The organism is Aestuariivirga sp. (assembly GCF_020252405.1).
Lineage (GTDB): Bacteria > Pseudomonadota > Alphaproteobacteria > Rhizobiales > Aestuariivirgaceae > Aestuariivirga.
Map to the genome: position 1 here is coordinate 1 of NZ_JADCDA010000076.1, position 22,824 is coordinate 22,824.

At 64.9% G+C, this 22,824-nt stretch carries 26 protein-coding genes and 1 pseudogene; 12 read left to right on the top strand and 15 right to left on the bottom strand.

What is annotated here, in order from left to right:
* Window positions 1–135 (top strand): annotated as a pseudogene (locus IOC69_RS11560) (IS630 family transposase); the annotation flags it as partial.
* Between the two features lie 105 nt (window positions 136–240).
* On the opposite strand, the gene msrP reads toward IOC69_RS11560, so the two are convergent.
* The 5 genes from msrP to IOC69_RS11585 form a co-directional block, all read right to left on the bottom strand.
* Entirely contained in the window at window positions 241–1,203 is a 963-nt protein-coding gene (gene msrP / locus IOC69_RS11565; RefSeq protein ID WP_290543708.1) for a protein-methionine-sulfoxide reductase catalytic subunit MsrP, read from the bottom strand.
* A 330-nt stretch (window positions 1,204–1,533) separates the two neighbouring features.
* Window positions 1,534–2,010: a DUF992 domain-containing protein gene (locus tag IOC69_RS11570; RefSeq protein ID WP_290543709.1), complete on the bottom strand. Its 477-nt coding sequence runs from the start codon at window positions 2,008–2,010 to the stop codon at window positions 1,534–1,536.
* Window positions 2,011–2,141: 131 nt separating this feature from the next.
* Window positions 2,142–2,600 (bottom strand): DUF992 domain-containing protein, encoded by a 459-nt coding sequence (locus IOC69_RS11575; protein ID WP_290543710.1) that lies wholly within the window; start codon window positions 2,598–2,600, stop codon window positions 2,142–2,144.
* A gap of 39 nt (window positions 2,601–2,639) precedes the next feature.
* Entirely contained in the window at window positions 2,640–3,143 is a 504-nt protein-coding gene (locus IOC69_RS11580; RefSeq protein ID WP_290543711.1) for a DUF1993 family protein, read from the bottom strand.
* Window positions 3,144–3,156: 13 nt separating this feature from the next.
* The gene (locus tag IOC69_RS11585; protein ID WP_290543712.1) at window positions 3,157–4,359 is read right to left on the bottom strand and encodes a pyridoxal phosphate-dependent aminotransferase; all 1,203 of its coding nucleotides are present in this window, start codon (window positions 4,357–4,359) and stop codon (window positions 3,157–3,159) included.
* 107 nt (window positions 4,360–4,466) lie between these two features.
* Between IOC69_RS11585 and IOC69_RS11590 the strand changes: the two genes are divergently transcribed.
* Window positions 4,467–5,648 carry an FAD-dependent monooxygenase gene (locus tag IOC69_RS11590; protein ID WP_290543713.1) on the top strand — a complete coding sequence of 394 codons (1,182 nt, stop codon included), beginning with the start codon at window positions 4,467–4,469 and terminating at the stop codon, window positions 5,646–5,648.
* 68 nt (window positions 5,649–5,716) lie between these two features.
* Complete coding sequence (locus IOC69_RS11595) at window positions 5,717–6,295, top strand: M48 family metallopeptidase (protein ID WP_290543714.1); 579 nt, start codon at window positions 5,717–5,719, stop codon at window positions 6,293–6,295.
* A gap of 11 nt (window positions 6,296–6,306) precedes the next feature.
* Here the strand turns inward: IOC69_RS11595 and rlmJ are convergent, their stop codons facing one another.
* A complete protein-coding gene (rlmJ, locus tag IOC69_RS11600) occupies window positions 6,307–7,155 on the bottom strand; it encodes a 23S rRNA (adenine(2030)-N(6))-methyltransferase RlmJ (RefSeq protein ID WP_290543715.1) in 849 nt (282 codons plus the stop codon).
* 155 nt (window positions 7,156–7,310) lie between these two features.
* Between rlmJ and uvrB the strand changes: the two genes are divergently transcribed.
* Window positions 7,311–9,599 carry an excinuclease ABC subunit UvrB gene (gene uvrB, locus IOC69_RS11605; RefSeq protein ID WP_290543716.1) on the top strand — a complete coding sequence of 763 codons (2,289 nt, stop codon included), beginning with the start codon at window positions 7,311–7,313 and terminating at the stop codon, window positions 9,597–9,599.
* A 706-nt stretch (window positions 9,600–10,305) separates the two neighbouring features.
* Here uvrB and IOC69_RS11610 read toward each other — a convergent pair.
* The 5 genes from IOC69_RS11610 to IOC69_RS11630 form a co-directional block, all read right to left on the bottom strand.
* Window positions 10,306–10,593 carry a DNA-binding protein gene (locus IOC69_RS11610; RefSeq protein WP_290543717.1) on the bottom strand — a complete coding sequence of 96 codons (288 nt, stop codon included), beginning with the start codon at window positions 10,591–10,593 and terminating at the stop codon, window positions 10,306–10,308.
* Complete coding sequence (locus tag IOC69_RS11615) at window positions 10,577–10,879, bottom strand: hypothetical protein (protein ID WP_290543718.1); 303 nt, start codon at window positions 10,877–10,879, stop codon at window positions 10,577–10,579. Before IOC69_RS11615 ends, IOC69_RS11610 begins: the two co-directional genes overlap by 17 nt.
* Window positions 10,880–11,280: 401 nt before the next feature.
* Window positions 11,281–11,733 carry a hypothetical protein gene (locus IOC69_RS11620; RefSeq protein ID WP_290543719.1) on the bottom strand — a complete coding sequence of 151 codons (453 nt, stop codon included), beginning with the start codon at window positions 11,731–11,733 and terminating at the stop codon, window positions 11,281–11,283.
* 174 nt (window positions 11,734–11,907) lie between these two features.
* A complete protein-coding gene (locus tag IOC69_RS11625) occupies window positions 11,908–12,492 on the bottom strand; it encodes a PliI family lysozyme inhibitor of I-type lysozyme (RefSeq protein WP_290543720.1) in 585 nt (194 codons plus the stop codon).
* A gap of 67 nt (window positions 12,493–12,559) precedes the next feature.
* Window positions 12,560–12,853 carry a hypothetical protein gene (locus tag IOC69_RS11630; protein ID WP_290543721.1) on the bottom strand — a complete coding sequence of 98 codons (294 nt, stop codon included), beginning with the start codon at window positions 12,851–12,853 and terminating at the stop codon, window positions 12,560–12,562.
* Window positions 12,854–13,454: 601 nt separating this feature from the next.
* Between IOC69_RS11630 and IOC69_RS11635 the strand changes: the two genes are divergently transcribed.
* The 4 genes from IOC69_RS11635 (at window position 13,455) to IOC69_RS11650 (ending at window position 15,420) form a co-directional block, all read left to right on the top strand.
* Complete coding sequence (locus tag IOC69_RS11635; RefSeq protein ID WP_290543722.1) at window positions 13,455–13,871, top strand: hypothetical protein; 417 nt, start codon at window positions 13,455–13,457, stop codon at window positions 13,869–13,871.
* A 116-nt stretch (window positions 13,872–13,987) separates the two neighbouring features.
* A complete protein-coding gene (locus IOC69_RS11640) occupies window positions 13,988–14,680 on the top strand; it encodes a L,D-transpeptidase (RefSeq protein WP_290543723.1) in 693 nt (230 codons plus the stop codon).
* A 3-nt stretch (window positions 14,681–14,683) separates the two neighbouring features.
* Window positions 14,684–14,959, top strand: coding sequence for a hypothetical protein (locus IOC69_RS11645; RefSeq protein ID WP_290543724.1), 276 nt, complete (start codon window positions 14,684–14,686; stop codon window positions 14,957–14,959).
* 53 nt (window positions 14,960–15,012) lie between these two features.
* A complete protein-coding gene (locus IOC69_RS11650; RefSeq protein ID WP_290543725.1) occupies window positions 15,013–15,420 on the top strand; it encodes a hypothetical protein in 408 nt (135 codons plus the stop codon).
* A gap of 9 nt (window positions 15,421–15,429) precedes the next feature.
* On the opposite strand, the gene IOC69_RS11655 is transcribed toward IOC69_RS11650, so the two are convergent.
* A complete protein-coding gene (locus IOC69_RS11655) occupies window positions 15,430–16,068 on the bottom strand; it encodes an MBL fold metallo-hydrolase (protein WP_290543726.1) in 639 nt (212 codons plus the stop codon).
* Window positions 16,069–16,344: 276 nt separating this feature from the next.
* Here IOC69_RS11655 and IOC69_RS11660 point away from each other — a divergent pair, with 276 nt between their 5' ends.
* The 3 genes from IOC69_RS11660 to prmB all read left to right on the top strand — a co-directional run bounded on the left by IOC69_RS11660 (window position 16,345) and on the right by prmB (window position 19,676).
* Window positions 16,345–17,511 carry an MFS transporter gene (locus IOC69_RS11660; protein WP_290543727.1) on the top strand — a complete coding sequence of 389 codons (1,167 nt, stop codon included), beginning with the start codon at window positions 16,345–16,347 and terminating at the stop codon, window positions 17,509–17,511.
* Complete coding sequence (locus IOC69_RS11665; RefSeq protein ID WP_290543728.1) at window positions 17,504–18,652, top strand: MFS transporter; 1,149 nt, start codon at window positions 17,504–17,506, stop codon at window positions 18,650–18,652. Before IOC69_RS11660 ends, IOC69_RS11665 begins: the two co-directional genes overlap by 8 nt.
* Window positions 18,653–18,743: 91 nt before the next feature.
* Window positions 18,744–19,676 carry a 50S ribosomal protein L3 N(5)-glutamine methyltransferase gene (gene prmB / locus IOC69_RS11670; protein ID WP_290543729.1) on the top strand — a complete coding sequence of 311 codons (933 nt, stop codon included), beginning with the start codon at window positions 18,744–18,746 and terminating at the stop codon, window positions 19,674–19,676.
* Here the strand turns inward: prmB and IOC69_RS11675 are convergent, their stop codons facing one another.
* Both IOC69_RS11675 and IOC69_RS11680 read right to left on the bottom strand, forming a co-directional pair.
* Window positions 19,677–20,402: a type 1 glutamine amidotransferase gene (locus IOC69_RS11675; protein WP_290543730.1), complete on the bottom strand. Its 726-nt coding sequence runs from the start codon at window positions 20,400–20,402 to the stop codon at window positions 19,677–19,679.
* A 279-nt stretch (window positions 20,403–20,681) separates the two neighbouring features.
* Window positions 20,682–20,894 carry a cold-shock protein gene (locus IOC69_RS11680; RefSeq protein WP_290543731.1) on the bottom strand — a complete coding sequence of 71 codons (213 nt, stop codon included), beginning with the start codon at window positions 20,892–20,894 and terminating at the stop codon, window positions 20,682–20,684.
* Window positions 20,895–21,145: 251 nt separating this feature from the next.
* Here IOC69_RS11680 and IOC69_RS11685 point away from each other — a divergent pair, with 251 nt between their 5' ends.
* A complete protein-coding gene (locus IOC69_RS11685) occupies window positions 21,146–21,745 on the top strand; it encodes a DUF922 domain-containing protein (protein ID WP_290543732.1) in 600 nt (199 codons plus the stop codon).
* A gap of 198 nt (window positions 21,746–21,943) precedes the next feature.
* On the opposite strand, the gene IOC69_RS11690 is transcribed toward IOC69_RS11685, so the two are convergent.
* Complete coding sequence (locus tag IOC69_RS11690) at window positions 21,944–22,819, bottom strand: S-methyl-5'-thioadenosine phosphorylase (protein WP_290543733.1); 876 nt, start codon at window positions 22,817–22,819, stop codon at window positions 21,944–21,946.
* Window positions 22,820–22,824 lie beyond the last annotated feature (5 nt).

Below are 22,824 nucleotides of genomic sequence, written 5' to 3' on the forward strand. Positions count from 1 at the left end.
GGCACGACGACCAAGATGACCCGCTTGCGCGGCCGGGCCAGGAGAGGCGAACGGTTGAACAGCAAGGCTCCCTTTGGCCACTGGGGCACGCAAACCTTCGTCGCCGGCCTCAAATGCGATGGACTGATCGCGCCATGGGTCTTCGCCGTCTCATCCCCGATCGGGCGGACAAGACAAACCCCTCGGCGACGAGGGGGAACGGGCAACTTGAAAGGCCGGTCGCGTAACCGGCCTTTTTCTTTACATATAGAGCTTCTCGCTCTCCATGCCCTTATAGAGATCGGCCACCTCCGCGCCATAGCCGTTGAACAGCTGGGTGGGGATGCGCTCGCCGGTGCCCAGCACCTCTTCGGAGGCCTGGCTCCAGCGCGGATGCGCCACCTCCGGGTTGACGTTGGCCCAGAAGCCATATTCCCGCGGGCCCAGCTGCTCCCAGAAGCTCACCGGACGCTCGGCAACGAAGCTCACCTTGACGATGCCCTTGATCGACTTGAAGCCATACTTCCACGGCAGGTGCAGGCGCAGCGGCGCGCCCATCGAATTGGGCAGCGGCTTGCCGTAAGCACCCGTCACCATCAGCGGCAGCTCGTTCATGGCCTCCGCCATGGTCACGCCCTCGATGTAGGGCCAGGGGAAGGAGGTGAACAGGCCGTCCTTCTGGCCCACCGCCACGTCCGGCCTGTTGAAGGTCTCGAAGCGCAGATACCTGGCGTTTGAGTTGGGCCTTGCGATCTCGACCAGCCGCTTCAGCGGAAAGCCCGTCCACGGCGCCACCATCGACCAGGCCTCCACACAGCGGTGGCGGTAGATGCGCTCCTCGAAGGTCACCTGCTTGAACAGATCGTCAATGGCGATGGTTGTGGGCTTCTCCACCTCGCCGTCGATGACGATCAACCACGGGCGGATGGGCAGCGCCCTGGCCGCCTCGGCGATCTGCTTGGAAGTGCCGAACTCATAGTAGTTGTTGTAGTTGACATTGTCCGCCTCGCCGGTGACCGGCCGGCCTGCATTGCCGAACGCGGGATTGAGCCTCGCGGGGTAGAGCCCGGCCGAAGGGTCCGCCTCCGCCCGCGCGGGCTTCACCGCGGCCAGCGCCACTGCGCCTGCCGATGCCGCCATGAACTGGCGGCGGTTGAAAAACACATGCTCCGGGGTGACGCGCGCCTCCGGAATTTCCCAGCCCCGTTTGCGCTTGATCAACATTGTCAGTTCTCCTGTGAAGTCCGATCCATAGTCCGCTTCCAATAACGCTGGCCAATCAAGCCCCGATCACTTTTGAGGGAACGCGGATGCGTCCCCTTCCTTCGAAGGGTGACAGGAAACAGATCGGATTTGGGGATCCATGGACAATGCGCCCTTGACTGCTGAAACCCAGTGCAGCGAAGAACTGCCCATCGGTATCCGTGTCACCACGCCGGGGCGGTTCCACGGGCCCGGGACTGATTGCATTCCCAATTCCCGGCAAGCGAAACGAGAAAAAGCGAAGGGGCCCGGCATATCCGCCAAGCCCCTTCGCGAAGGATCCGGCGAGGATCAGCCCTTCTTGGCGGGCTTGAGGGTCATCGCGGCAACGCCGGCGGCCACGTTCAGGCCAGTCTGCGCCTGGATGGAAAGCGGCTGCAGCGCGATGGACTTGTTGCCGCCGCCGACCAGCACATTGGCGCCAAGGCCAACCGCCACCGAGGCTTCCGCCGAAGCGCCGGCATATTTGCCCTTCAGGGCGCCGCGGGCGATCTGGCCCGGGGCGAAGACAACCCAGCTCATCACGCCCTGGCCGGTGAAGCCGATGTCGACGCCAAGGCGCTCGATCGTGCCGGTGTAATATTCGGTGCCGCCCACGGAACGGGCGAACCTGCAGTTCAGCGTCCGGGAGGACGCCACGATCATGCCGACGCTCGCCGACACGTCGCAGGTGAGAACGCCGATCTTTACGCCCGACTGCTGCCTGGCGAAGGCCGGGGAGGCCGCGAGGCCCAGGGTGACAAGAGCCGCAATGGCAAGTTTCTTCATGTGTCAAAGTCTCCTATGGGGTGCTGAAGGCTAGAGGATTGCAATGTGTCAGGGATTGGACAAGGTCGATATGCCGAGGCGGCATGGCAGTTAATCCGGAGGGTTAACTCTCTTCCACCCCGGCGGGCTTATCACGGAACATATTCAAGGCGGAAACTGGCGAGGCCTGCGGCAACGTTGACGCCGGTCTGGCCCTCGATGCTGACGGGTTGCAGCGCGATCGACTGCTGCGAACCGCCGACCAGCACATTGGCGCCGAGGCCCACCGCAAAGGCGGCATCTGCCGTTGCGCCGGCATAGTCGCCCGCCAGAGCACCCCTGCCAACCTGGCCCGGCGCGAACACCGCCCAGCTCATGATGGCGCCGGAGCTGACGCCGATGTCGAGGCCAACCTCGGTGATGCGGCCCTTGTAATATTCCGTGCCGTTAGGCCCCTGAAAACTGCAGCTTGCCGACTCAGAGCCGCCGAGGATCAGGCCGATCGAGCCCGACACATCGCACACCAGCATTCCGAGCTTGATGCCCCCGTCGGCATGGGCGGGCAGCGCAAAAAGGCCCAGGGCCAGGAGGGAGGCCGCGAAATTCTTCATGATGTCAGGGTCCTTTCAATGTGATTTGCAGCACGCACGTCACTGACCGCCAGCCAGGAAATCCGGCTTGCCCAACTCGATTCCATTATGCCGGAGAATGGCATAGGCAGTGGTGAGGTGGAAGAAGAAGTTGGGCTTGGCCGAGGTTTCGAGATAGGCGAAACCCTTGAAATCCAGCTCGCGTCCGCCGGCCTTGAGGTGGATATCGCGGTCCTCCGCCCCGGCGAACTGATCGGGCTTCAGCGCGGTCAGGAAGTCCAGGGTTTTGCCGATCCGCGCCTGCAGATCATCGAAGCTCTTCTCCTCGTCCGGCCAGCTTGGAACGGCAACGCCGGCGAGCCTTGCGCCCGCGCCCTTCGCCGTATCCGACGCGATCTGCACCTGGCGGGTGAACGCGAACATGTCAGGGAAGAGCCGCGCGGCGAGAATCACGTTGGGGTCGATCTTGCGCGCCGCGCAATGCGCCTCGGCCTTCTTCAGGATCGCCGAGAGCGAGCGCAGGAAATGGGTGAAAACGGGAACGGAGGCGTCATGGATGTTCATGGGGTCTTTCTCCTCAGCGCAGGTTGCCGCAGAAACGCTGGATGCGCCCGCAGGCATCCTCCAGCGTCCCGGTAGCGGTGGCATATGATATTCTGAAGAAGGGCGACATGCCGAAGGCGGCGCCATGGACGGCCGCAACGCCTTCCGCCGCCAGCAGTTCCGTCACGAAGTCCTCGTCGTTGCGGATGACATTGCCCGAGGGCGCGGTCTTGCCGATGCAACCCGCGCAGGAGGGATAGACATAAAAGGCGCCCTCCGGCGTGGCGCAGCTGAGGCCCCCGGCCTGGTTCAGCATCGACACGACGAGGTCGCGGCGCTGCCTGAAAATCCCGTTGTTCTCCGGAATGAAATCCTGCGGACCGTTCAGCGCCTCCACCGCCGCCCACTGCGCGATGGACGACGGGTTCGAGGTCGACTGCGACTGCAGCTTCGCCATCGCCGTGATCAGCTGCTCCGGACCCGCGCCATAGCCGATGCGCCAGCCGGTCATGCAATAGGACTTGGACACGCCGTTCATGGTCAGCGTGCGGTCATGGAGCCCGGGCTCCACCTGCGCCGGGGTGGTGAATTCGAATCCGTCGTAGACCAGATGCTCATACATATCGTCGGAGAGCACCCAGACATGCGGATGCCTGAGCAGCACATCCGTCAGCGCCTTCAGCTCGGCGCGCGAATAGGCCGCGCCCGACGGGTTCGACGGCGAGTTGAGGATCAGCCACTTGGTTTTCGGCGTGATCGCCTTCTCGAGACCCGCCGCCTCGAGCTTGAAGCCGTTCTCCGCCTTGCCTTCGACGAAGACCGGCGTGCCGCCCGCCAGCATCACGATGTCGGGGTAGCTCACCCAATAGGGCGATGGCACGATCACCTCGTCGCCGGGGTTGACAGTCGCCATCAGCGCATTGAACAGCACCTGCTTGCCGCCCGAGCCGACCGACACCTGGGCGGACTTGTAATCGAGATTGTTCTCGCGCCTGAACTTGTCGATGATCGCCTGCTTGAGCTCGGGAATGCCATCGACCGGGGTGTATTTGGTCTTGCCCGCCTGGATTGCCCTGATGGCCGCGTCCTTGATGTTCTGCGGCGTGTCGAAGTCGGGTTCCCCCGCCGCCAGCCCGATCACGTCCTTGCCCTCGGCCTTCAGCTGCATCGCCTTGTTGGAGATGGCGATGGTGGCGGAGGGCTGAATGCGGTTGAGCGAATCGGAGATGAAGCCCATGGCGGTAACCTTTCGATTTTTCGGGCTGAATAGGCCCATGCACGCCCTGGGGCAAGCCTCAATCCGCCGCATCTCCGCCGCCGCCGGATTAAGCTAGAAGAGCCGCCATGAACGATCACCCCTTCCTTATCGCCGGCGGTGGCATTGGCGGTCTGGCGGCCGCCCTGGGGCTCGCCCGGCAGGGCCGCCCGGTGCGCCTCTTCGAACAGGCGGCGGGTTTCGAGGAGATTGGCGCGGGCCTCCAGATGTCGCCCAACGGCGTCAGGGCGCTGCAGGCGCTGGGCGCCTGGGATGCGGTCGAGCCCTCCTGCGTCATCCCGTCCGAAATCCACATGCGCGACGGGCTGTCGGGCGCTCTCCTGCAGCGCATCCGGCTGCGCAAGCCCTTCGAGGATCGCTTCGGCGCCCCTTACCGCGTCTGCCACCGGGCTGACCTGCTGGCGGGGCTTGTCGCCGCCGCCCGCCGGGATTTCAGGATCGAGCTCAACACCGGCGCGCGCGCCACCATCATGGAAGACACCGGCGAAGCCGCCCGCCTCGGCTTCGCCGATGGCGGCTTCGTGAAGGGAACCGCCGTGGTCGCCGCCGACGGCATCCGTTCGGCGCTGCGCGGCGCTGTGGCGGGCGACGTGCCGGCCACCCCGCGCGGCGTGATCCTTTATCGCGCACTGATGCCGCTCAATCGCGTGCCGCCCGAAATCGAGGCCGACTGCGTGACGCTGTGGCTGTGCCCCGGCGCTCATGTGGTGCATTACGCGGTGTCCAGCTGGCGCAACTTCAACGTGGTGGTGGCGGTGGACGGCACTCTGCCGGATGCGGGCTGGAAAACGCCGGCCCATCCGGGCGAGGTGCCGAAGCGGCTTGCCGGTCTGTGCGGGGAACTGGCGCTGCTGCTGGCCGCCCCCGCCGGCTGGATGCGCTGGCCGGGCGCAGACCTTCCCCCTCTGCCGCAATGGACGAAAGGCCGCCTCGCGCTGCTGGGGGATGCCGCCCATGCCACCCTGCCCTTTCTCGCCCAGGGGGCGGTGATGGCGCTGGAGGATGCCGTGGTCATGTCCCGCGAAGTGGCGCGATGCCATGATGCGGGCGAGGCCTTCCGCGCCTATGAGGCCCAGCGCCGCGGGCGCACGGCCAGGGTGCAGGAACAGTCCCGCTCCATGGCCCGCGTCTACCATGCCTCGGGGCTCCTCGCCGCGGGGCGCAACCTTACGCTCCGCCTCTCCGGCCCCTCCTTCGCGCTGGGGCGGCTCGAATGGATTTACCGCTGGACGCCAGACAATTCCGGCTGATCACCAAATCGTGTGGACTGGCCGGGTCCGCATCAGCGTACACTGGCCGTGATTTATAGGAGGACATCATGACCCGCATCGTTACGATTGCCCTTGCCGCCTTGCTTGCCCTTGCTGCACCTGCCTTCGCTGCCGGCGGCGGCGGAAGCAGCGGTGGGGGTGGCAGCAGTGGTGGGGGTGGCAGCAGTGGTGGGGGCGGCGGCGACAATTCCTCGCCCACCAAAAACGGCTGCAAGAAGGGCAAGGTGTGGAACGCAAAGACCAAGAAGTGCGTCGCCACCCAATCCGGCATCCTGCCCGATGAGGAGCTTTATCAGCAGGGCCGGGCGCTGGCCAAGGAGGCGCAGTATGACTGGGCCATCCAGGTGCTCTCCACCATCCAGAACCAGGACGACCCGCGCGTGCTCAACTATCTGGGCTATTCCAACCGCAAGGCTGGCCGTCTCGATATCGGCATCACCTATTATTCCAGGGCGCTGGCGATCAACCCCAACTACAATCTCGCACGCGAGTATCTCGGCGAAGGCTATATCGCCGCAGGCCGCATCGATCTCGCCATGAACCAGCTCTCCGACATTGCGAAGAGCTGCGGCACAACCTGCGAAGAATACAAGGAACTGAGCGCCGCCATCGCCGCCGCGCAATAAGCGCCGGGCGCTCACACCGGCGGGTTGAGCCACAAGACCTCGGCCGCACCCCAGCGGCCGAGGCCAAGCCGCTGGGCCAGCGCCGGGACCAGGATCTCAAGCTCCTTGTCGAGCCTCCAGGGCGCGTTGAGGATGACGAGGCCGGAGCCCGCAAGGCCCCCTGCTCCGAAGGCCTCACGTACGCGGAGCTCCACCTTCAGCGTGCCCGGCGGGGCGATGCCGCGGATGCCGTCGAGAACGGTCTCCGCCGCTGCGTCCGCCTTCAGCGGATACCACACCACGAACACGCCCTTGAGGAAGCGGCGCAGGCCTTGCGCCAGCATGCGAACCGTCTTTTCCGCCTCGGTCTTCGCCTCATAGGGCGGATCGATGAGGATCAACCCCCGCCGCTCCGGCGGCGGCAGCTTCGCCTTGAGGCAGGTCTCGGCATCCATCGCGGTGACCTCGCAGCGCGGGTCGTGGCGATAGTGCCTCTCCAGCGTGACCGCATCCTGCGGGTGAAGCTCATTGGCGATCAGCCGGTCCTGCGCGCGCATCAGGCGCAAGGCGAGTTCGGGCGAACCTGGATAGCAGCGCAAGCCCCCGCCGGGATTGAGCGCCGCGATCACCCCGCGGTAGGGCTGCAGCAAGTCCTCGACCTCCGCCGGGAAAGGCTCTGCCAGCTTGCCGATGCCGCCCTGCCATTCCCCCGTCTTGCCCGCCTCGGCGCCGGAGAGATCGTAGACGCCGATGCCGGCATGGGCGTCGATCACACGGAAGGGCTTGTCCTTCTTCTTCATATGAACGATGAGGCGCGCGAGCACCGCGTGCTTAAGCACATCGGCGTGGTTTCCGGCATGGTAGGCATGGCGATAGTTCATGCGCGGACCGCCAGGACGGCCATGGCGGGCGCAGCAACGAAAGCATCTGTCATGCGCCGCACTCATGCCAGAACCGTCTCGCTTTGGCTATTGGCGGAACCGCCGCCATGCGCGCCCCTTCCCCGCTCCCCTGCCCCGTCCTATATTGCCCCATCATGGGACATTCACGCCAGGACGGCGGATTCGCGGAAGCCCCGCAGCCGCTCGACTTCGACTCTGCGCAATCCATCACCGGGGGCCTCGGCCCCCTGCGGCCGGAATTCGTGCCGCTGCCGGCCTTCACCCCCGTCAAGCCGCCGAAGCCGCCGAAGTCGGACGGCGGCCGGCCGCTGAAGGCGGTTTCGGACTTCCAGCCGGAGGGCGACCAACCCACCGCCATCAGGGAGCTCGTCGACGGCGTGAAGCAGCTGGAGCGCGACCAGGTGCTCCTCGGCGTCACCGGCTCCGGCAAGACCTTCACCATGGCCAAGGTGATCGAGCAGACGCAGCGCCCGGCCCTGATCCTCGCCCCCAACAAGACGCTTGCCGCCCAGCTCTATGGCGAGTTCCAGAGTTTCTTCCCCGAAAACGCGGTGGAATATTTCGTCTCCTACTACGACTACTACACGCCCGAGGCCTATGTGCCGCGCAGCGACACCTATATCGAGAAGGAATCCGCCATCAACGAGCAGATCGACCGCATGCGCCACTCGGCCACGCGCTCGCTCCTGGAGCGTGACGACGTCATCGTCGTCGCCTCCGTCTCCTGCATCTACGGCATCGGCGACGTCGAGACCTATTCCGCCATGGCCTTCCAGCTGAAGAAGGGCGACCGCACGCCGCAACGCCGGCTGCTGGCCGATCTCGTGGCCCTTCATTACCGGCGCAACGACCAGAACTTCGTGCGCGGCGCCTTCCGGGTGCGCGGCGACACGATCGAGCTCTTCCCATCCCACTTCGAGGACCGCGCCTGGCGCATCTCGCTGTTCGGCGACGAGGTGGAACAGATCTCCGAGTTCGATCCGCTCACCGGCCAGAAGATGGCGGAGCTGGAGCAGATCAAGGTCTATTCCAACTCGCATTACGTGACGCCGAAGCCCACGCTGGAACAGGCCGTCTCCCGCATCAAGAATGACCTGCGCATCAGGCTCGGCGAGTTTAACAGCGCGGGCCGCCTGCTCGAAGCCCAGCGGCTGGAGCAGCGCACCATGTTCGACATCGAGATGATGGTGGCCACGGGCTCCTGCGCCGGCATCGAGAATTATTCGCGCTACTTGACCGGCCGCAAGCCCGGCGAGCCGCCGCCCACGCTCTTCGAATATCTCCCCGACAATGCGCTGGTCTTCATCGACGAAAGCCACGTGACGATCCCGCAGATCGGCGGCATGTTCAGGGGCGACTTCAACCGCAAGGCCACGCTCGCCGAATATGGCTTCCGGCTCCCCTCCTGCATCGACAACCGGCCGCTGCGCTTCGAGGAGTGGGACGCGATGCGCCCGCAGACCGTCTGCGTCTCGGCCACGCCCGGCAAGTGGGAGCTGAACCAGACCGGCGGCGTCTTCGCCGAGCAGGTCATCCGCCCCACCGGCCTCATCGACCCGCCGGTCCTCATCCGCCCGGTGAAAACCCAGGTGGACGACCTGGTGGCCGAGTGCAAGGAAGTGGCGCTCAAGGGCCACCGCATCCTCGTCACCACGCTGACCAAGCGCATGGCCGAGGATCTCACGGAATATATGCACGAGCAGGGCATCCGCGTGCGCTACATGCATTCCGACATCGACACGCTGGAGCGCATCGAGATCATCCGCGACCTGAGGCTCGGCGCCTTCGACGTGCTGATCGGCATCAACCTGCTGCGCGAGGGGCTGGACATTCCTGAATGCGCGCTCGTCGCCATTCTGGACGCCGACAAGGAAGGCTTCCTGCGCTCGGAAACCTCGCTGGTCCAGACCATCGGCCGCGCCGCGCGCAACATCGACGGCCGGGTGATCCTCTATGCCGACCAGATCACCGGCTCCATGGAACGCGCCATCGCGGAAACCAACCGCCGCCGCGAAAAGCAGGTGGCCTACAACGAGGCCCACGGCATCACGCCCCAGTCGGTGAAGAAGAACATCGGCGACATTCTGAAGAGCGTCTACGAGCGCGACCATGTCCGCGCCGATGCGGGCCTGATGGAGGACGGCGGCCCGCTCATCGGCCACAATCTCGAAAAGGTTCTGGCCGACCTCGAAAAGAAAATGCGCGAAGCCGCCGCCAACCTCGAATTCGAGGAAGCCGCAAGACTGCGCGACGAGGTGAAACGCCTGAAGGCGGTGGAACTGGCCGTCATCGACGACCCCACGGTGCGCCAGTCCAACATCAAGGACGCCACGGCGAGCTGGCCCCAGCCGGGGGAGCGGAAGGCGAGTTCGAAAGCGGGAAAGCCGGGAACGAGAGCCTACCGGGGGCCGAAGAAGAGGTGACCAGATCGTCCTCTCCCGCGCGCGGGAGAGGAAGGGGCCCCAACGCAGTTGGGGGAGGTGAGGGGAAGCGGGCTCGGAATTGGCGGCGAGACTCGCATCCCCTCATCTCCCCGTTGCGTTCCGCAACGGGTCCCTTCTTCTCCCGCTGAAGAAGCGGGAGAAGACATCCAGCACCCCACACCCGGTGGAACCCTTCCGCCTTCCGTGCTATGTCCCCGCGCATGACCAGGCTCAAGAAAATCGAACAGGACATCGCCAGCTTGAGCCCCGGCGAAGTGGCCAAGCTCGCCCGGTGGTTCGCCGAATTCCACGCCGATCTGTGGGACAAGCAGATCGAGGAAGACGCAAGGGCGTCTCGACAGTCTGGCGGAACAGGCCTTGGCCGCCCACCCCTAACGCAACGGGCAGTCAGATGTAATCGGAATAATTTCCTTCCCCCTTGTGGGGAGGGATTAAGGGTGGGGGTCCCCGGGGCACAGGCCTTCGAGAATTGGATTTGTTCAACCGGAAACATCCCTGACAGAATAGACCGGCGAGGTCCCCCCTCCTCACCTTGCCCGGACTTGATCCGGGCGCCCTTTTGCCGCCGCCGAAGAGGATGCCCGGATCAAGTCCGGGCAAGGTGAGAGGGAGGTGCGTTCCCCGTCCCCTTCTCCCGTTCGCAGGATGGGAGAAGGGAACAGCCAAACGCGGGCGTGCCGCCCGTCTAACTCACCGCCTTGTGCAGGATCGAGCCGATCAGCGTCTGGTAGGGCATGCCTTCCCGCATGGCCTTGGCCTTGAGGCGCAACAGGTCGGATTCCGGGATGCGGAGCGAGATCTTCACCCGTGCTTCATTCATCGCCGCACGGGCAGCGGCGGCGTAGGCCTTCTTGCCAGCCGGGGTCAGTTCGCTCCGTGGCGCGTAGCCTGGTGCTTCGATGGCCTTGACCAGCGCCATTTCCTCCTCGTCGAGGAAACCGGCAATCTTCGGCGGCTCAGCCTTGGTCGTCATTGTCTTGCTCCGGCAGATAAATGGCAGTGAACTTGCGGCTGGGAAAAACCGTCTTGAGAAAGATTTCGGCATCGCTTTCGACAAACGGCACGCAATAGGCATAATTCCGGATGGCGAGAATGAACATGCGCCGTGACGGGTGATTGAGGCTGGGGTTCGCGACAACATCCAGAATGCGCCCGGCGGCTATGGCCGCGACGCACTCCTCGAAGCCAACGCGCCCACGCGCCTCATCTTCCGCCAGCGCCCGTCCCTTCTCCTCGCTCCACCTGATGGATTTGACCATGGCATGAGTGTATGGACAAAGTATGGCAAGTCAAGTCATGCCGCGTCTGATCGCCCCGCCGCCGCCTCCTTCACCGCATGGCGGATTGCTTCCTCATGCGGGGCGAACTGGCCGCGGGCAGTGACGAGGTGCAGGGTCCAGTGGGGCATGCGGGCGTCCTTGCGTGGCACGCGGGGAGGATAAAGATTTTTGATCCAACGGCAAGTCCCTTAATGGCGTCATCCCGGCGCAGGCCGGGAACCCGCTTTCCCGACCGCGCTTGCTGACCCAAAGCCGGGCTCCGGTCTTTCGCCGGAGTATTGCTCCGCCCAAAGACATTCCGCCCACAGAGATATGGTGCGGTTAAAGGCAAATCCTGCCGGGGCGCGGAAGAGCAGACCCCGGCAAGGAATTTGCACCGATTACTTCTTGGCCTTCATCCAGCACTTTTCGTATCCGGCCTGGTAGGTGCTTTCGACCTCCGTATCGTATGCCCCGGAGTGGCGCTCATAGGCCATGCTGAGGCCCGCTTTCTTGTCAGCCTTGCCGGCAGCGCAGCCGTCATCGTAATAGGCGCTGGCCTTGGCGTCCGTACCGTCCGAAGGCGCGGCAGCCGCCGCCGCCTTGTACTTAAAGACGGCGATGCAGCCCTTGTCGACGACGATGCCGTCACTGTCGGCCCACCACCCGGTCTCGTGCGCGCACTTGCCTTCGAGGACCTGCTTCACCTTCACTTTCATCATGTCGGCCCCAGGCAGGGGGCAGCGGTTCATGCCACCCGTCGAGCCGCACGTGATTTCCCCGGCGAATGCCAGCGAAGTGCCCAACATCGACAGGGCCGCAACAGCGGCAAGAAGCTTGCTTGTGTGTCTCATTTCATTGTCTCCTTCAATTCAGCAAGTTGAAAACGCACGACGCGACGGACACTGTGGTTGGTGGACGCGTTGACCGATTTTGATCCGGATGACCAGGGACCGGCGAACTGCATCCAAGGCATGAGCGACCGTTTTGCGGATCGGCAAGGCGATTTTGCACAATGCTCAGGCGCCTCAGTATTCTATCGCCTTATCGATGCGCAGCACCCAACCCGCTTCACCGGCCTTGAGCTTATACTGAAGCTGGCGTGTCTTTCCCGAGGGCTGGGCGTTGCTGTCCATCGTCCCGTATATGGGAAAGCGCTGGACGAAGGTTCCCTCGACAACGGCAAATTCATCATGGCCCATATAGCCGCTGTTGTGTTTGGCATCGTCAGCGATTGGAGGCAGATGGATCCCGGTCATGCTTTTATTGTTGTTGACCGCATAGCCGACGAGGCTGCCATAGCTCCCGCTTCCCGCCGACGTTACATAGATATAAATCTCCGGAAAGCCATTGGCATCCAGGTCGGCGATCTCCGCACCGGAAACGGTACCGTCTATTTCCACCGTCACCGGCCCCCGCTGCTCGTGAAGTCCGTGCGGGACAATGGTCAACTGATTGATGGACCCCTCGTTTGTGGCCGAAACGTCGAATTTCACGCCCTGCAACTCAAGGCGCCTCGAGAAGCCGTTGCCCGCATCCGCCGATCCCGGGGCGGATAAGACCGCGAGGAACGCCGCAGGTAGCAAGAGGCCATGATTTCTCCGCATCGCCATCCGTCAAATATCCTTCCCGCCTTGCCAGGTCCGCGCCTGCTCGAAGTGCACAGAGTTCCGTGGCATGTCACGGCCCTACCCGATCAGCGCGGTTCATGCACTGGTGCTGCTTCACGACCCGAACTGACCAACCCTGCGAGACCGCCTTGGCGAAACTGCCATCGCAAGACAACTTCGGGAGTAACTGGCTACGATTGCAATACGTATGTGTCAACAAGTTTACATGGTTGACGATCATGCCGATGAAGATCATCTGGCCGACGTCCGCCTGCCAAACGCCGCCGGAGAACTGCACCACGTTCCACAGGCCATCGACGGCCGCGCGGCTTTCAACCTGGAAGGCGGGGTGGTTCAGCCCCACGCCGCTGCGGTGACAGGCGCCAGCCGCGCGGCGGGACCTGCACGAAGGTGAGGTCACCGTCCTTGCCGTTCGACAGGGTGAAGCCATCGCCCATGATCCGGTCTGCCGGTCACCCACGCGCTTCAGCAGGTTGCGCCAGAAGGACCAAGTGGGCGTGAGGCACCCTCCTCACCTTGCCCGGCCTCCGAGCCGGGCACCCTTTTGCCGCCGCCGAAGAGGATGCCCGGATCGAGTCCGGGCAAGGTGAGAGGGAGGTGCGTTCCCCGTCCCCTTCTCCCGTCCGCAGGATGGGAGAAGGACCCGTGCTGACAGCGGGCGCCTCACATCGCCTCCGTCAGCGTCCAGCGGAACATCTGCGCCCCCCCCGCCGCTGCCGCCCAAATCCTGCCGCGTTTTCAAGGTCTAGCGTGAGGGAGGTGTCGGCTTGGCTGGCGTTGCGCGGCGCGATTGTGTATGCAGGCTCCGTTTGGCGAAAGCATTTTCCGGTCAAGTGGAAACCGGTTGACCGCAGAAAATGTGACAAAACAAAAAATGGAGCTGCGTTTCGATTTCACTCAATCGAAACCTGCTCCCGTTGAGGGGATTGCGGATGATATTGCGGATGAAGCACGCAGGCGGGCGGGCGGCACTGGCGCTGGCGGCCCTTGTGCTGACGGCCCTTGTGCTGGCGGGCTGTGCGGGTTTTCCGGGCAGCGGCAAGCCCGCCGATGACGTGCCGCAGGCCATGACGGCCGCCGAGATCCGCACCACGCTCGCCGGCAGAAGCTGGCGCTTCCAGGGTCCCAACAACACCGGCACCACGCTTTATGCCGAGGACGGCTCCTCGCTGGTGGAGGTTGACAGCAAGGGCAAGACCAAGGGCAAATGGATGACCAAGGACGGCCAGCTCTGCGAGAGCTTCGATCCCTCGCCGCCGTGGCTGCCGGGCGGCGTGCCGATGAGCTGCTATCCCTTCGCGCGGGGCGCCACGCCCAACACCTATCAGGCCGGCAAGGCGGTGTTCTCGCCCGCGTCCTGAGCGGCCGCCGCAGAGCAGGCCCTCCGCCACATTTGGGCCACAGCCCCTCCAAGATGATGCCCCGCGCAGGCCCGATAGGCATTGCCGGAAGGGTATTGATGTTTGGGGTTGATGTGATGGTTTCGCGCCGCCTGCTGCTGCTTTCCGGCCTTGCCCTTGGGCTTGGCGGCCGGGCCGCCCTGGCGCAGTCCTATGGCGGCGAGCAGGATCCTTTCAGCGGCATGGAGGCCGGGCCCGATGCCGGGGCCGAGCTGTTCGACCCCGCCCTGCTGCCCCCTGCGGAAAGCCCCATCGACTTTCCCGTGCCCGTCATCCCCGACCGGCGCATCAGGAAGAAGTTCCGCCGCCAGATGGTGGAGTTCGACGGGCCGGAGGAGCCGGGAACCCTGGTGATCGAGCCTGACAACCGCTTCCTTTATCACGTGCTCGCCTATGGCGCCGCCATGCGCTACGGCGTGGGCGTGGGCCGCGCCGGCTTCGCCTGGGCGGGCAATGCCCGGATCGGCATGAAGCGGCGCTGGCCGCGCTGGGTGCCGCCGCGCGAGATGGTGGAGCGCGATCCGCGCGCCCGCGAATGGGTCAACGGCCAGCCCGGCGGGCCGGATAATCCGCTGGGTGCGCGCGCCCTCTACCTATATGCCGGCGGGCAGGACACGATGTACCGCATCCATGGCACGAACGAGCCGCAATCGATCGGCAAGGCCATGTCATCGGGCTGCATCCGCATGCTGAACCAGGACATCGCGGAGCTTTACGAGCAGGTGATCGTCGGCACGCCGGTCACCGTGCGCCCGTCGCAGGGCGCCTGAGCCATGGCGGGCCTCAGCACCATCGCCTTCGATGCCGGCGGCACGCTGCGGCGGAATGAGACTTTTTTCCGCCTGGCCGAACAGCGCCTCGCCGAACTCCTCTCCGGGCACGCCGCGCATGAGGCGATCCCGGCGAGGCTGCTGGAGGCCGGGCACCGCAACCGGCGCTTCCGCGGCTTCGGCCGGCGGATGCCGCGGAACCCGGTCGAGACGACGCCGCCGCGCGCGACGCCCGATGCGCCGGATGCGCTTCCCGGCCTCATCGCCCAAATGACTTGAAGGCCCCTGCCGCCTGTGGCACATGCCGCCAACCCCTCCGAGGACTGATGATCTTGACGAGACGCCTGTTCCGCACCCCCGCCGCCGCCGCGCTGATCCTGGCGCTTGCCGCCTGCGCCGGCCCCAAGGGCGTGCGCATCACCAACGGCGGCCAGTCCGCCACCACGGCGAAGACCCCGGTTCCGATCAGCAACTTCACCGCGGACCAGATCAAGACGGCCATCTCCGGCAGAACCTTTCAGTACACGCGGCCGGACGGCAACGGCTTCGTCACCTACAATGCCGACGGCAGCTTCAGCTTCCAGGATGACGCGAAGGGCGGCGGTGTGGGCAGGTGGACGGCCAACGGCACGCAGTTCTGCGAGACCTGGGGCAAGGGCGCTCAGGAATGCGGCGTGTTCAAGAACACCGGCGACGCCTATTTCGCCTCCAACTCCCGCCTCGTGGAAATGAAGACGTAAGGCTCTTGCCTATGCGTTCAGGAAGGGATTGGTCCGCCGCTCCTGCCCGATCTCGCAGGGCTTGCCATGGCCAGGCAGGCAGACCACGTCATCGCCCAGCGGATAGAGCTTCTCCTTGATCGAGCGGATCAGCGTTGCATGGTCGCCACGGGGAAAATCGGTGCGGCCGACCGCGCCCTGAAACAGCACGTCGCCCACCAGCGCGAAACGGTTATCCCTGTTGAAGAACACCACGGAGCCCGGCGTGTGCCCCGGCGCCTCATAAATGCTGAAGTCGAGGCCGCCCACCGTGACCCTGTCGCCTTCCTTCAGCCAGCGGTCCGGCGTCACCGGTCGCGCTTCGAACCCGTATTGGGCGCCCGTTGCAGCCAGGCCGTCAAGCAGGAACCGGTCTTCCTCATGCGGGCCCTCGATGGGCACGCCGAGAGTCTCTTTCAGTTCCGCCGCGCCGCCCGCATGGTCGATGTGCCCGTGTGTAAGCAGGATCTTCTCGACCGTGACGCCCGACTGCCTGATGGCGTCGAGGATCGCCGACACGTCGCCGCCGGGATCGACGATCGCCCCCACCTTCTTCACCTCGTCATAAACGAGCGAACAGTTCTGCCGGAACGGGGTGACCGGGATGATGATGACTTTCAGCTGTGTCATGGCAGCAGTGCATAGCTGTGCCCCGCCTGCGGTGCAACCAGCTTGCCGCCCGAAGAGCCGGGCTTCAGCGCATGTTCCGTTCAGGCGGAATCGCCTGGTCGGGACATGCGCCAGATCAACAGCTTGAGCATGATCTTATCGCAAAAGCGGTTCCACTTTTGCGGATCATGCGCCAGATCAAAAGCCTGAGCATGATCTTATCGCAAAAGCGGTTCCACTTTCGCGGATCATACTCTAGGAGCTTTTTGAACGAAAGTTCAAACGCAGCCGAGAGATATGGCCACGCCTGAGGGCACATCGCGCACCGGGATCATCATTGCCGCCCTGGCAACGGTGGGCGCTTGCGACATCGCCTTCGGCCTGACGCTGCAGTTGATCCCGCTGCTGATGAACGAACGCGGCTGGCCGGCGTGGGCCATTGGCCTCAACGCCGCCATGGGTCCGATCGGCATCCTGGTGGCCGGGCCCTTCCTGCCGCGCATCATTTCGCGCACCGGCACCAAGCGCACCGTGCTGGTCATCATCGGCGTGCTGGTCGTCAGCCTTGCGGCCATCAGTTCGCTTCCCGTCTGGATGTGGTTCCCGCTGCGCTTCTTCTTCGGGCTGTCGACGGGCGCCCTCTTCGTGGTGAGCGAGGCGTGGATTCTCTCCGCCGCGACCAGCGAAAACCGGGGGCGGGTCATGGGGCTCTACACCTCGCTGCTCTCCGTCACCTTCGCCACCGGGCCGCTGATCCTGCCGTGGACGGGCATCCACGGTTTCCTGCCCTGGGGCATTGGCATCGTCTGCATTCTCCTCGCCATCCTGCCGCTCGCCTTCGTCAAGGCATCGGACGGGCAGTTCCAGAGGCACGAGGGCAGCACCGGCTTCTTCGGCTTCGTGCGCCGCGCCCCCATGCTGCTCTATGCCATCGGCGCGGCAACGCTGTTCGACAATGTGCTGATCTCCTTCTTCACCATTTACGGCATCCGCAACGGGCTCGACCTTGAGGTGGCCAGCCGTGTTCTGGGCATCGGCATCATCGGCAACCTGCTGCTGTCCTATCCGCTGGGCTGGCTTGCCGACCACTGGTCGCGCAAGGCGGTGATGTATCTCTCCGCGATGCTGACCGTGGTCCTGTCGCTGAGCCTGCTCGTCGTCATCGGGCACTGGTCGGTGTGGCCCGTCATGATGGTGCTGGCCCCCATGGCCTTCGCGACTTATGTCGTGGGCCTCGCAACCATGGGCGACATGTTCAAGGGTTCGGACCTGATGGCGGGGACCGCGGCGGTCGCCGCAATGTGGGGCGTGGGCGGCCTCATCGGACCGCCGGTGGCGGGCGCCGCCATCGACCTTGCCGGCATCGACGCCATGCCGCTAACCCTTGCCTTCTTCTATGTGTTGCTGCTGGCGGGTCTCTTCGTAACGGGCGGCAGGCTGGTGCGGGGCGCGCCACGTGGATAGGCGGCGTTTCATCAATCTGCTGGCGGCGATCGCCGCCATCACCGTGTTCGGCTTCACCTTCGGGCTGATGTTTCCGCTGCTCTCGCTCATCATGGAGAGCCGCGGCATCGCCCCGCAATGGATCGGCTACAATGCCGCCATGCACCCTGCGGGCATCGTGCTGTCGGTCTTTGCCATCCCCTATGTGGTCAGCCGCTTCGGGGCCAAGAAGGCTGTGATCGGCGCTGGGCTGGTGACCGCCTCGGTGATCGTCTCCTATCCGTTCTTCCCCGTGTTCTGGTGGTGGTTCGGCTTCCGCGTGATGCAGGGCTTCTTCGTGTCGATCCTGTTCGCCATCAGCGAGGCGTGGATCGTCAGGTTCTCGGAGGGCGCATGGCGCTCGCGCATCCTGGCGCTCTACACCTCGATCCTGGCCCTGAGCTTCGGCGGCGGACCGGCGATCATCGGTCTCACGGGCATCGAAGGGGCGCTGCCCTTTTTCGTGGGTGCGGCGGTGCTGCTTTTCGCCATCCTCCCCATCTTCTTCGTCAAGGACGAGGAGGTGGACAGCGAGGACGAGACGCCCCTCTCGGTCATCGCCTTCGCCAGGAAGGAGCCGGTCCTGCTCTTCGCGGTGGGCATGTTCGCCATCCTCGATGCCGCAAACCTCAGCTTCCTGCCCGTCTATGCGGTCAAGAAGGGTTTCGACCAGGACATGGCCGCCCTTGCCCTCACGGCCTTCGTGCTGGGCAACACCGTGCTGCAGTTTCCCATCGGCTGGTGCGCTGACCATTTCCCCAAGCGCTGGGTGATGGTGGGCTGCGGCGTGTTGAGCGGAACGGGTTCCTTCCTTGTGCCCTTCGTCTTCGGCACATGGGCGCTGTGGCCGGTGCTGACCGTGATGGGGGCGACGGCGGCCGGCATCTATACTGTGGCGCTGGCGGAACTGGGCGAGCGCTTCTCCGGCCATGAGCTGGTGACGGGCACGGCCTCCTTCTCGACGATGTGGGGTCTGGGCGCGCTGGTGGGCTCGCTGGCGGCCGGCTGGTCGATTGCGGGCTTCGGACCGGACGGGCTGCCCTTCACCATGGCGGCGGTGTTCATGGTGTTCGTCGCCTCGGCGACCGTCAGCGCCATTAGGGTGCGGCGTCCCGCCCGCTGACCGCGGCAGCCGATCTGGACTTTCCGTGGCGGGGCGCTGATTGTGGCGGCCTGCCGTGATTCAAGCCTTTTTCGCCGCCAGGACCCGAGCCATGCCCGAACAGCAAACCGCCGCCGCCGCGAGCCAGCTCTCGACCGTTCGCGACTTCCTGCGCTGGGCGCTGTCCGAATTCCGCGCCGCCAGGCTCGTGCATGGCCATGGCGCAACCTCCGCAACCGATGAGGCGGCCTTCCTGATCCTCGAGGCGTTGCACCTGCCGGTCGACGACATCAACCCCTGGCTCGACGCGCGCCTGCTGGAGGCCGAGAAGCGGAAGCTCGCCCACCTCATCCGTGCACGGATCGATACCCGCATGCCCGCAGCCTATCTGGTGAGGCGCGCCTATATCCGCGGCATTCCCTTTTACATCGACGAGCGGGCGATCGTGCCGCGCTCCTATATCGGCGAGCTGATGTTCTCCGGCATTTTCGGCGGCGGCGAGGCGCCGCTGATCGGGGACGTTGCGGCCGTCGCCAGCGTTCTCGATCTGTGCACGGGCTCCGGCTGCCTCGCCATCATCGCGGCGGGCATCTTCCGCGATGCGGAGGTGGATGCGGCTGACCTCTCCGCCGATGCGCTGGAGGTGGCGCGCATCAATATCGACGAGCATGACGTGGCGGACCGCGTCAGCCTGCTGCAGGGAGACCTGTTCGACGCGGTCGGGGGCCGCGGCTATGACCTCATCATCGCCAACCCGCCCTATGTGGCGGGGGGCGAGGTTGCGGCTTTTCCGCCGGAATATGGGCATGAGCCGGTGATGGCGCATCTGGGCGGCGAGGACGGGCTCGACCTCGTTCGCCGCATCCTTGCCGGGGCCGCGGACCATCTGAACCCCGGCGGCGGTTTGCTCTGCGAGGTCGGCACCGGGCGCGGGCGCCTGGTGGATGACTACCCGCAGCTCGACTTCCTGTGGCTCGACACGGAGGAGTCCGAGGGCGAGGTGTTCTGGATCACCCGCGAGCAGCTGCTGGAAGCTTCGCTCTGATCACTTCCGCAGGCCCGAGGCCAGCGCGAGATTGTCATACATGCGCCTGGTCATGCGCTCCATCCGGGGCATGAGCGGAAAGGACTCGCGCACCAGCCGCGGATAGGCGCCGGCGCCGCAGTGCTTTTCGAGATTGGCGATATAGCCTGGCAGCGACGACCACGCGGCCACGGTCTGGGGCGAGAATTCGCAATGGAATTGCGTGCTCATCGCATGCTCGCCCACCGCCAGCGCCTGCACCCGCGTGCGGGCCGAGGAGGCCAGCACGCACGCCTGCTCCGGCACGCGCTTCACCTCCGCCAAATGCCACTGCATAACCTTGTGGTTCGGCTCCAGCCCCTGCATTAGCCGGTGTGAGACCGCCTCCCCGGTCAGCGTCACGTCGAAGACGCCAACCTCGCCCTCTTCCGCCAGCGCCACCTCGCCGCCGAGTGCTGCCGCCAGCAGCTGGTGGCCGAGGCAGACACCGAAGTAGGGCTTCGCGCGTTCGGCCACCCACTCGCGGATCGCCTGCTTTTCGGCGGCGAGCCAGGGGAACTGGTCCTCCTGCCAGGTATCCTGCGCGCCGCCGAGGACAAAGAGGACGTCATACGGCGCGAGCGGGGGAATCTCCTGGCCCTCGAACAGGCGCACCGGCTCCGGCACGATGCCGTCGGCGGCGAAGAAATCGGCGAAACGGCCCGGATGGTCATGGTCCATATGCTGGAAGACAAGTGCGCGCTTCATCGAATAACCCTGTTGCCGCTGGAGCGTCCCGGCAGCCGAAAGACAAATCGAATTGGCCGAAAAGCGCCCCGCTGTCGAGACTGGAGCATGATCCGCAGAAATGGAGCCGATTTTACGATAAGATCATGCTCAGGCTTCTGATCTTTTGCATGTCCCGACCAGGCGATTCCGCCTGAACGGAACATGCGCCAGGACATGAGACCCGATTGCATTGCCGACACGCGCCGGGGCAATGGCGCGGCCCGGCTGCCAGGCCCTGCCGGAGGACCCGGACGCACTTCATAAGATTTGCAGATTCACGGCCTGTGGACCGCGGCCCTTCTTGTCCAGCTGAACCTCGAAGCTGATCTTCATGTTTTCCGTGAGTTCGGGAATGCCGGAGCGCTGCACGACCGTGATATGCACAAAAACGTCCGTGCCGCCGCCTTCCGGCGCAATGAACCCATAACCCTTGGCGTGGTTGAAAAACTTAACAGTGCCGTTCTGGCGCATCGAAACAGCGTCCCTCGTCCCGTCTTGCCGTTCACCCGCCGCTGCCGCCCGCGGACAAGCACCGGACCTGCCTCAGCCGCGTCGCAATGGAAAGGCACTTTCCCCTGAACGAGGATACGGGTCTTGACCAGTTTAACAGCACAGCCGACATCCGGTCTTGCCGCCCGGACATATTTCATTATGGGCTACCTATGCGCTATGCGCAAGAGGGACCCCCGCGGCAGGCGGGACTGGAGCGGATGGTTTATAAGATGAAAATGATTCGTACGCTCGCCCTTTGTGCCGCGGCTGCGGGCCTGCTGGCTGGCGCGCCGCCGCCCGCGGCTGCCGGCACCCGGCACAGCACGGACTTCACCACCTACGCCGTGAGCGGCCGGACCCCCGCCGAAATCTACCGTTCCATCCTGGTCCGGGGGCCGACGGTCGGGGGCGTAAGGGCGATCGCCTCCACCTCGGCGCGCGGCGTGCAGAGCTACAGCATGCTCCAGGACGGCCCCGCCTGCCGGGTCACCGGGCATCGCATCAGTTTCCGCTTTCGCGTGCAGCTGCCGCGGCCCTCGAAGCTGAAGGCCCTGCGTCCGAAAGACCGCGCCCTGTGGCAGCAGTTCTCCGGCTTCCTCAAAGCCCATGAATTGCAGCACATCGACCTGTGGCTGGGCTGCGCGGCGGAACTGGACCGCACGGTGACGTCCATCAGGGCGCCCAACTGTAAGGCCACGGCCCGCAAGGTGGAAAATCTGTGGCGCAGCATGCAGGCCAGATGCGACAAGCTGCAGGCGCGTTTCGACCGGGAGCAGCGCGGGGAGCTCCTCGCGCAGCCCTTCATGCAGCGCGTCATGCGCGGCGACTGACTGAACCGCGGCGAGAATGACGGCATCGGCAGGCCAGCCGGAAAGGGAATGATTTCCTTTACGCATGCGGGAAGCGAAAGCCCCGTGAGCCAGCGCATGTTCCGTTCACGCGGAGCCACCTGATCGGATCATGCGCCGGGTCATATGCCTGAGCATAATCTTATCGCAAAAGCGGGTTCCACTTTTGCGGATCATACTCTAAGCGCCTTTCAGCACCCGACCGGCAACGGCATCGAGCCTGGCGAGGAGTTGCGCATCGCGCTTCCCGGGTGCTGTCATGATGGCGGAGTCCAGCGCGCGGTCTGAGCCTGCGGGGCATGGCGGGTGCTGGCGCGGAAAATCCCTGGCGATGCGCGTCACGAGGCGCATGGCATTGCCGGAATTGGCCTTCAGCACCGCGACCACCTTGCCGACGTCGACCGCGCCATGATCTTCGTGCCAGCAGTCATAGTCCGTCACCATGGCGATGGTGCAGTAGCTGATCTCGGCCTCGCGCGCGAGCTTCGCCTCCGGCATGTTGGTCATGCCGATCACGCTCGCACCCCAGCTGCGGTAGAGCTGCGACTCGGCCAGCGTGGAGAACTGCGGCCCCTCCATCACGATATAGACGCCGCCGCGCGCATGGGCGATGCCCTCGGCCTTCAGCGCCGCTTCCGCAATGTCCTGCAGCACCGGCGAAACCGGGTGCGAGAAGGCCACATGGCCCACGCAGCCGGCGCCGAAGAAGCTCTTCTCGCGCGCGAAGGTGCGGTCGATGAACTGGTCGACGAGCACGAAGGCGCCCGGCGGCAGGCTGATGTCGAGCGAGCCCACGGCCGAGAGCGAATAGAGGTCCGTCACCCCTGCCCGCTTGATGACGTCGATATTGGCGCGGTAGTTGATGGTGGACGGCGAATGGACGTGCCCCCGGCCGTGGCGCGGCATGAAGACCACGGGCAAGCCGCCGATCTCGCCGCGGCGCACAGCGTCCGACGGTTCGCCCCAGGGCGAGGAGATTGTTTCCCAGCGGGCATTGTCCATGGGCAGGTCATAGATGCCCGACCCGCCGATGATGCCCAGAACCGATGCCGTCATGATCT

Bases quoted from the DNA above. Each gene is read 5' to 3' on its own strand.
- IOC69_RS11625 (WP_290543720.1), bottom strand. From the start codon at position 12,492: ATGGCGATGCGGAGAAATCATGGCCTCTTGCTACCTGCGGCGTTCCTC.
- IOC69_RS11635 (WP_290543722.1), top strand. From the start codon at position 13,455: ATGAAGCACGCAGGCGGGCGGGCGGCACTGGCGCTGGCGGCCCTTGTG.
- prmB (WP_290543729.1), top strand. From the start codon at position 18,744: ATGCCCGAACAGCAAACCGCCGCCGCCGCGAGCCAGCTCTCGACCGTT.
- IOC69_RS11575 (WP_290543710.1), bottom strand. From the start codon at position 2,600: ATGAAGAATTTCGCGGCCTCCCTCCTGGCCCTGGGCCTTTTTGCGCTG.
- IOC69_RS11590 (WP_290543713.1), top strand. From the start codon at position 4,467: ATGAACGATCACCCCTTCCTTATCGCCGGCGGTGGCATTGGCGGTCTG.
- uvrB (WP_290543716.1), top strand. From the start codon at position 7,311: ATGGGACATTCACGCCAGGACGGCGGATTCGCGGAAGCCCCGCAGCCG.
- IOC69_RS11615 (WP_290543718.1), bottom strand. From the start codon at position 10,879: ATGGTCAAATCCATCAGGTGGAGCGAGGAGAAGGGACGGGCGCTGGCG.
- IOC69_RS11640 (WP_290543723.1), top strand. From the start codon at position 13,988: ATGGTTTCGCGCCGCCTGCTGCTGCTTTCCGGCCTTGCCCTTGGGCTT.
- IOC69_RS11620 (WP_290543719.1), bottom strand. From the start codon at position 11,733: ATGAGACACACAAGCAAGCTTCTTGCCGCTGTTGCGGCCCTGTCGATG.
- IOC69_RS11680 (WP_290543731.1), bottom strand. From the start codon at position 20,894: ATGCGCCAGAACGGCACTGTTAAGTTTTTCAACCACGCCAAGGGTTAT.
- IOC69_RS11645 (WP_290543724.1), top strand. From the start codon at position 14,684: ATGGCGGGCCTCAGCACCATCGCCTTCGATGCCGGCGGCACGCTGCGG.
- IOC69_RS11585 (WP_290543712.1), bottom strand. From the start codon at position 4,359: ATGGGCTTCATCTCCGATTCGCTCAACCGCATTCAGCCCTCCGCCACC.
- rlmJ (WP_290543715.1), bottom strand. From the start codon at position 7,155: ATGAACTATCGCCATGCCTACCATGCCGGAAACCACGCCGATGTGCTT.
- IOC69_RS11570 (WP_290543709.1), bottom strand. From the start codon at position 2,010: ATGAAGAAACTTGCCATTGCGGCTCTTGTCACCCTGGGCCTCGCGGCC.
- IOC69_RS11685 (WP_290543732.1), top strand. From the start codon at position 21,146: ATGAAAATGATTCGTACGCTCGCCCTTTGTGCCGCGGCTGCGGGCCTG.
- IOC69_RS11580 (WP_290543711.1), bottom strand. From the start codon at position 3,143: ATGAACATCCATGACGCCTCCGTTCCCGTTTTCACCCATTTCCTGCGC.
- IOC69_RS11610 (WP_290543717.1), bottom strand. From the start codon at position 10,593: ATGACGACCAAGGCTGAGCCGCCGAAGATTGCCGGTTTCCTCGACGAG.
- IOC69_RS11595 (WP_290543714.1), top strand. From the start codon at position 5,717: ATGACCCGCATCGTTACGATTGCCCTTGCCGCCTTGCTTGCCCTTGCT.
- msrP (WP_290543708.1), bottom strand. From the start codon at position 1,203: ATGTTGATCAAGCGCAAACGGGGCTGGGAAATTCCGGAGGCGCGCGTC.
- IOC69_RS11675 (WP_290543730.1), bottom strand. From the start codon at position 20,402: ATGAAGCGCGCACTTGTCTTCCAGCATATGGACCATGACCATCCGGGC.
- IOC69_RS11690 (WP_290543733.1), bottom strand. From the start codon at position 22,819: ATGACGGCATCGGTTCTGGGCATCATCGGCGGGTCGGGCATCTATGAC.
- IOC69_RS11655 (WP_290543726.1), bottom strand. From the start codon at position 16,068: ATGACACAGCTGAAAGTCATCATCATCCCGGTCACCCCGTTCCGGCAG.
- IOC69_RS11660 (WP_290543727.1), top strand. From the start codon at position 16,345: ATGGCCACGCCTGAGGGCACATCGCGCACCGGGATCATCATTGCCGCC.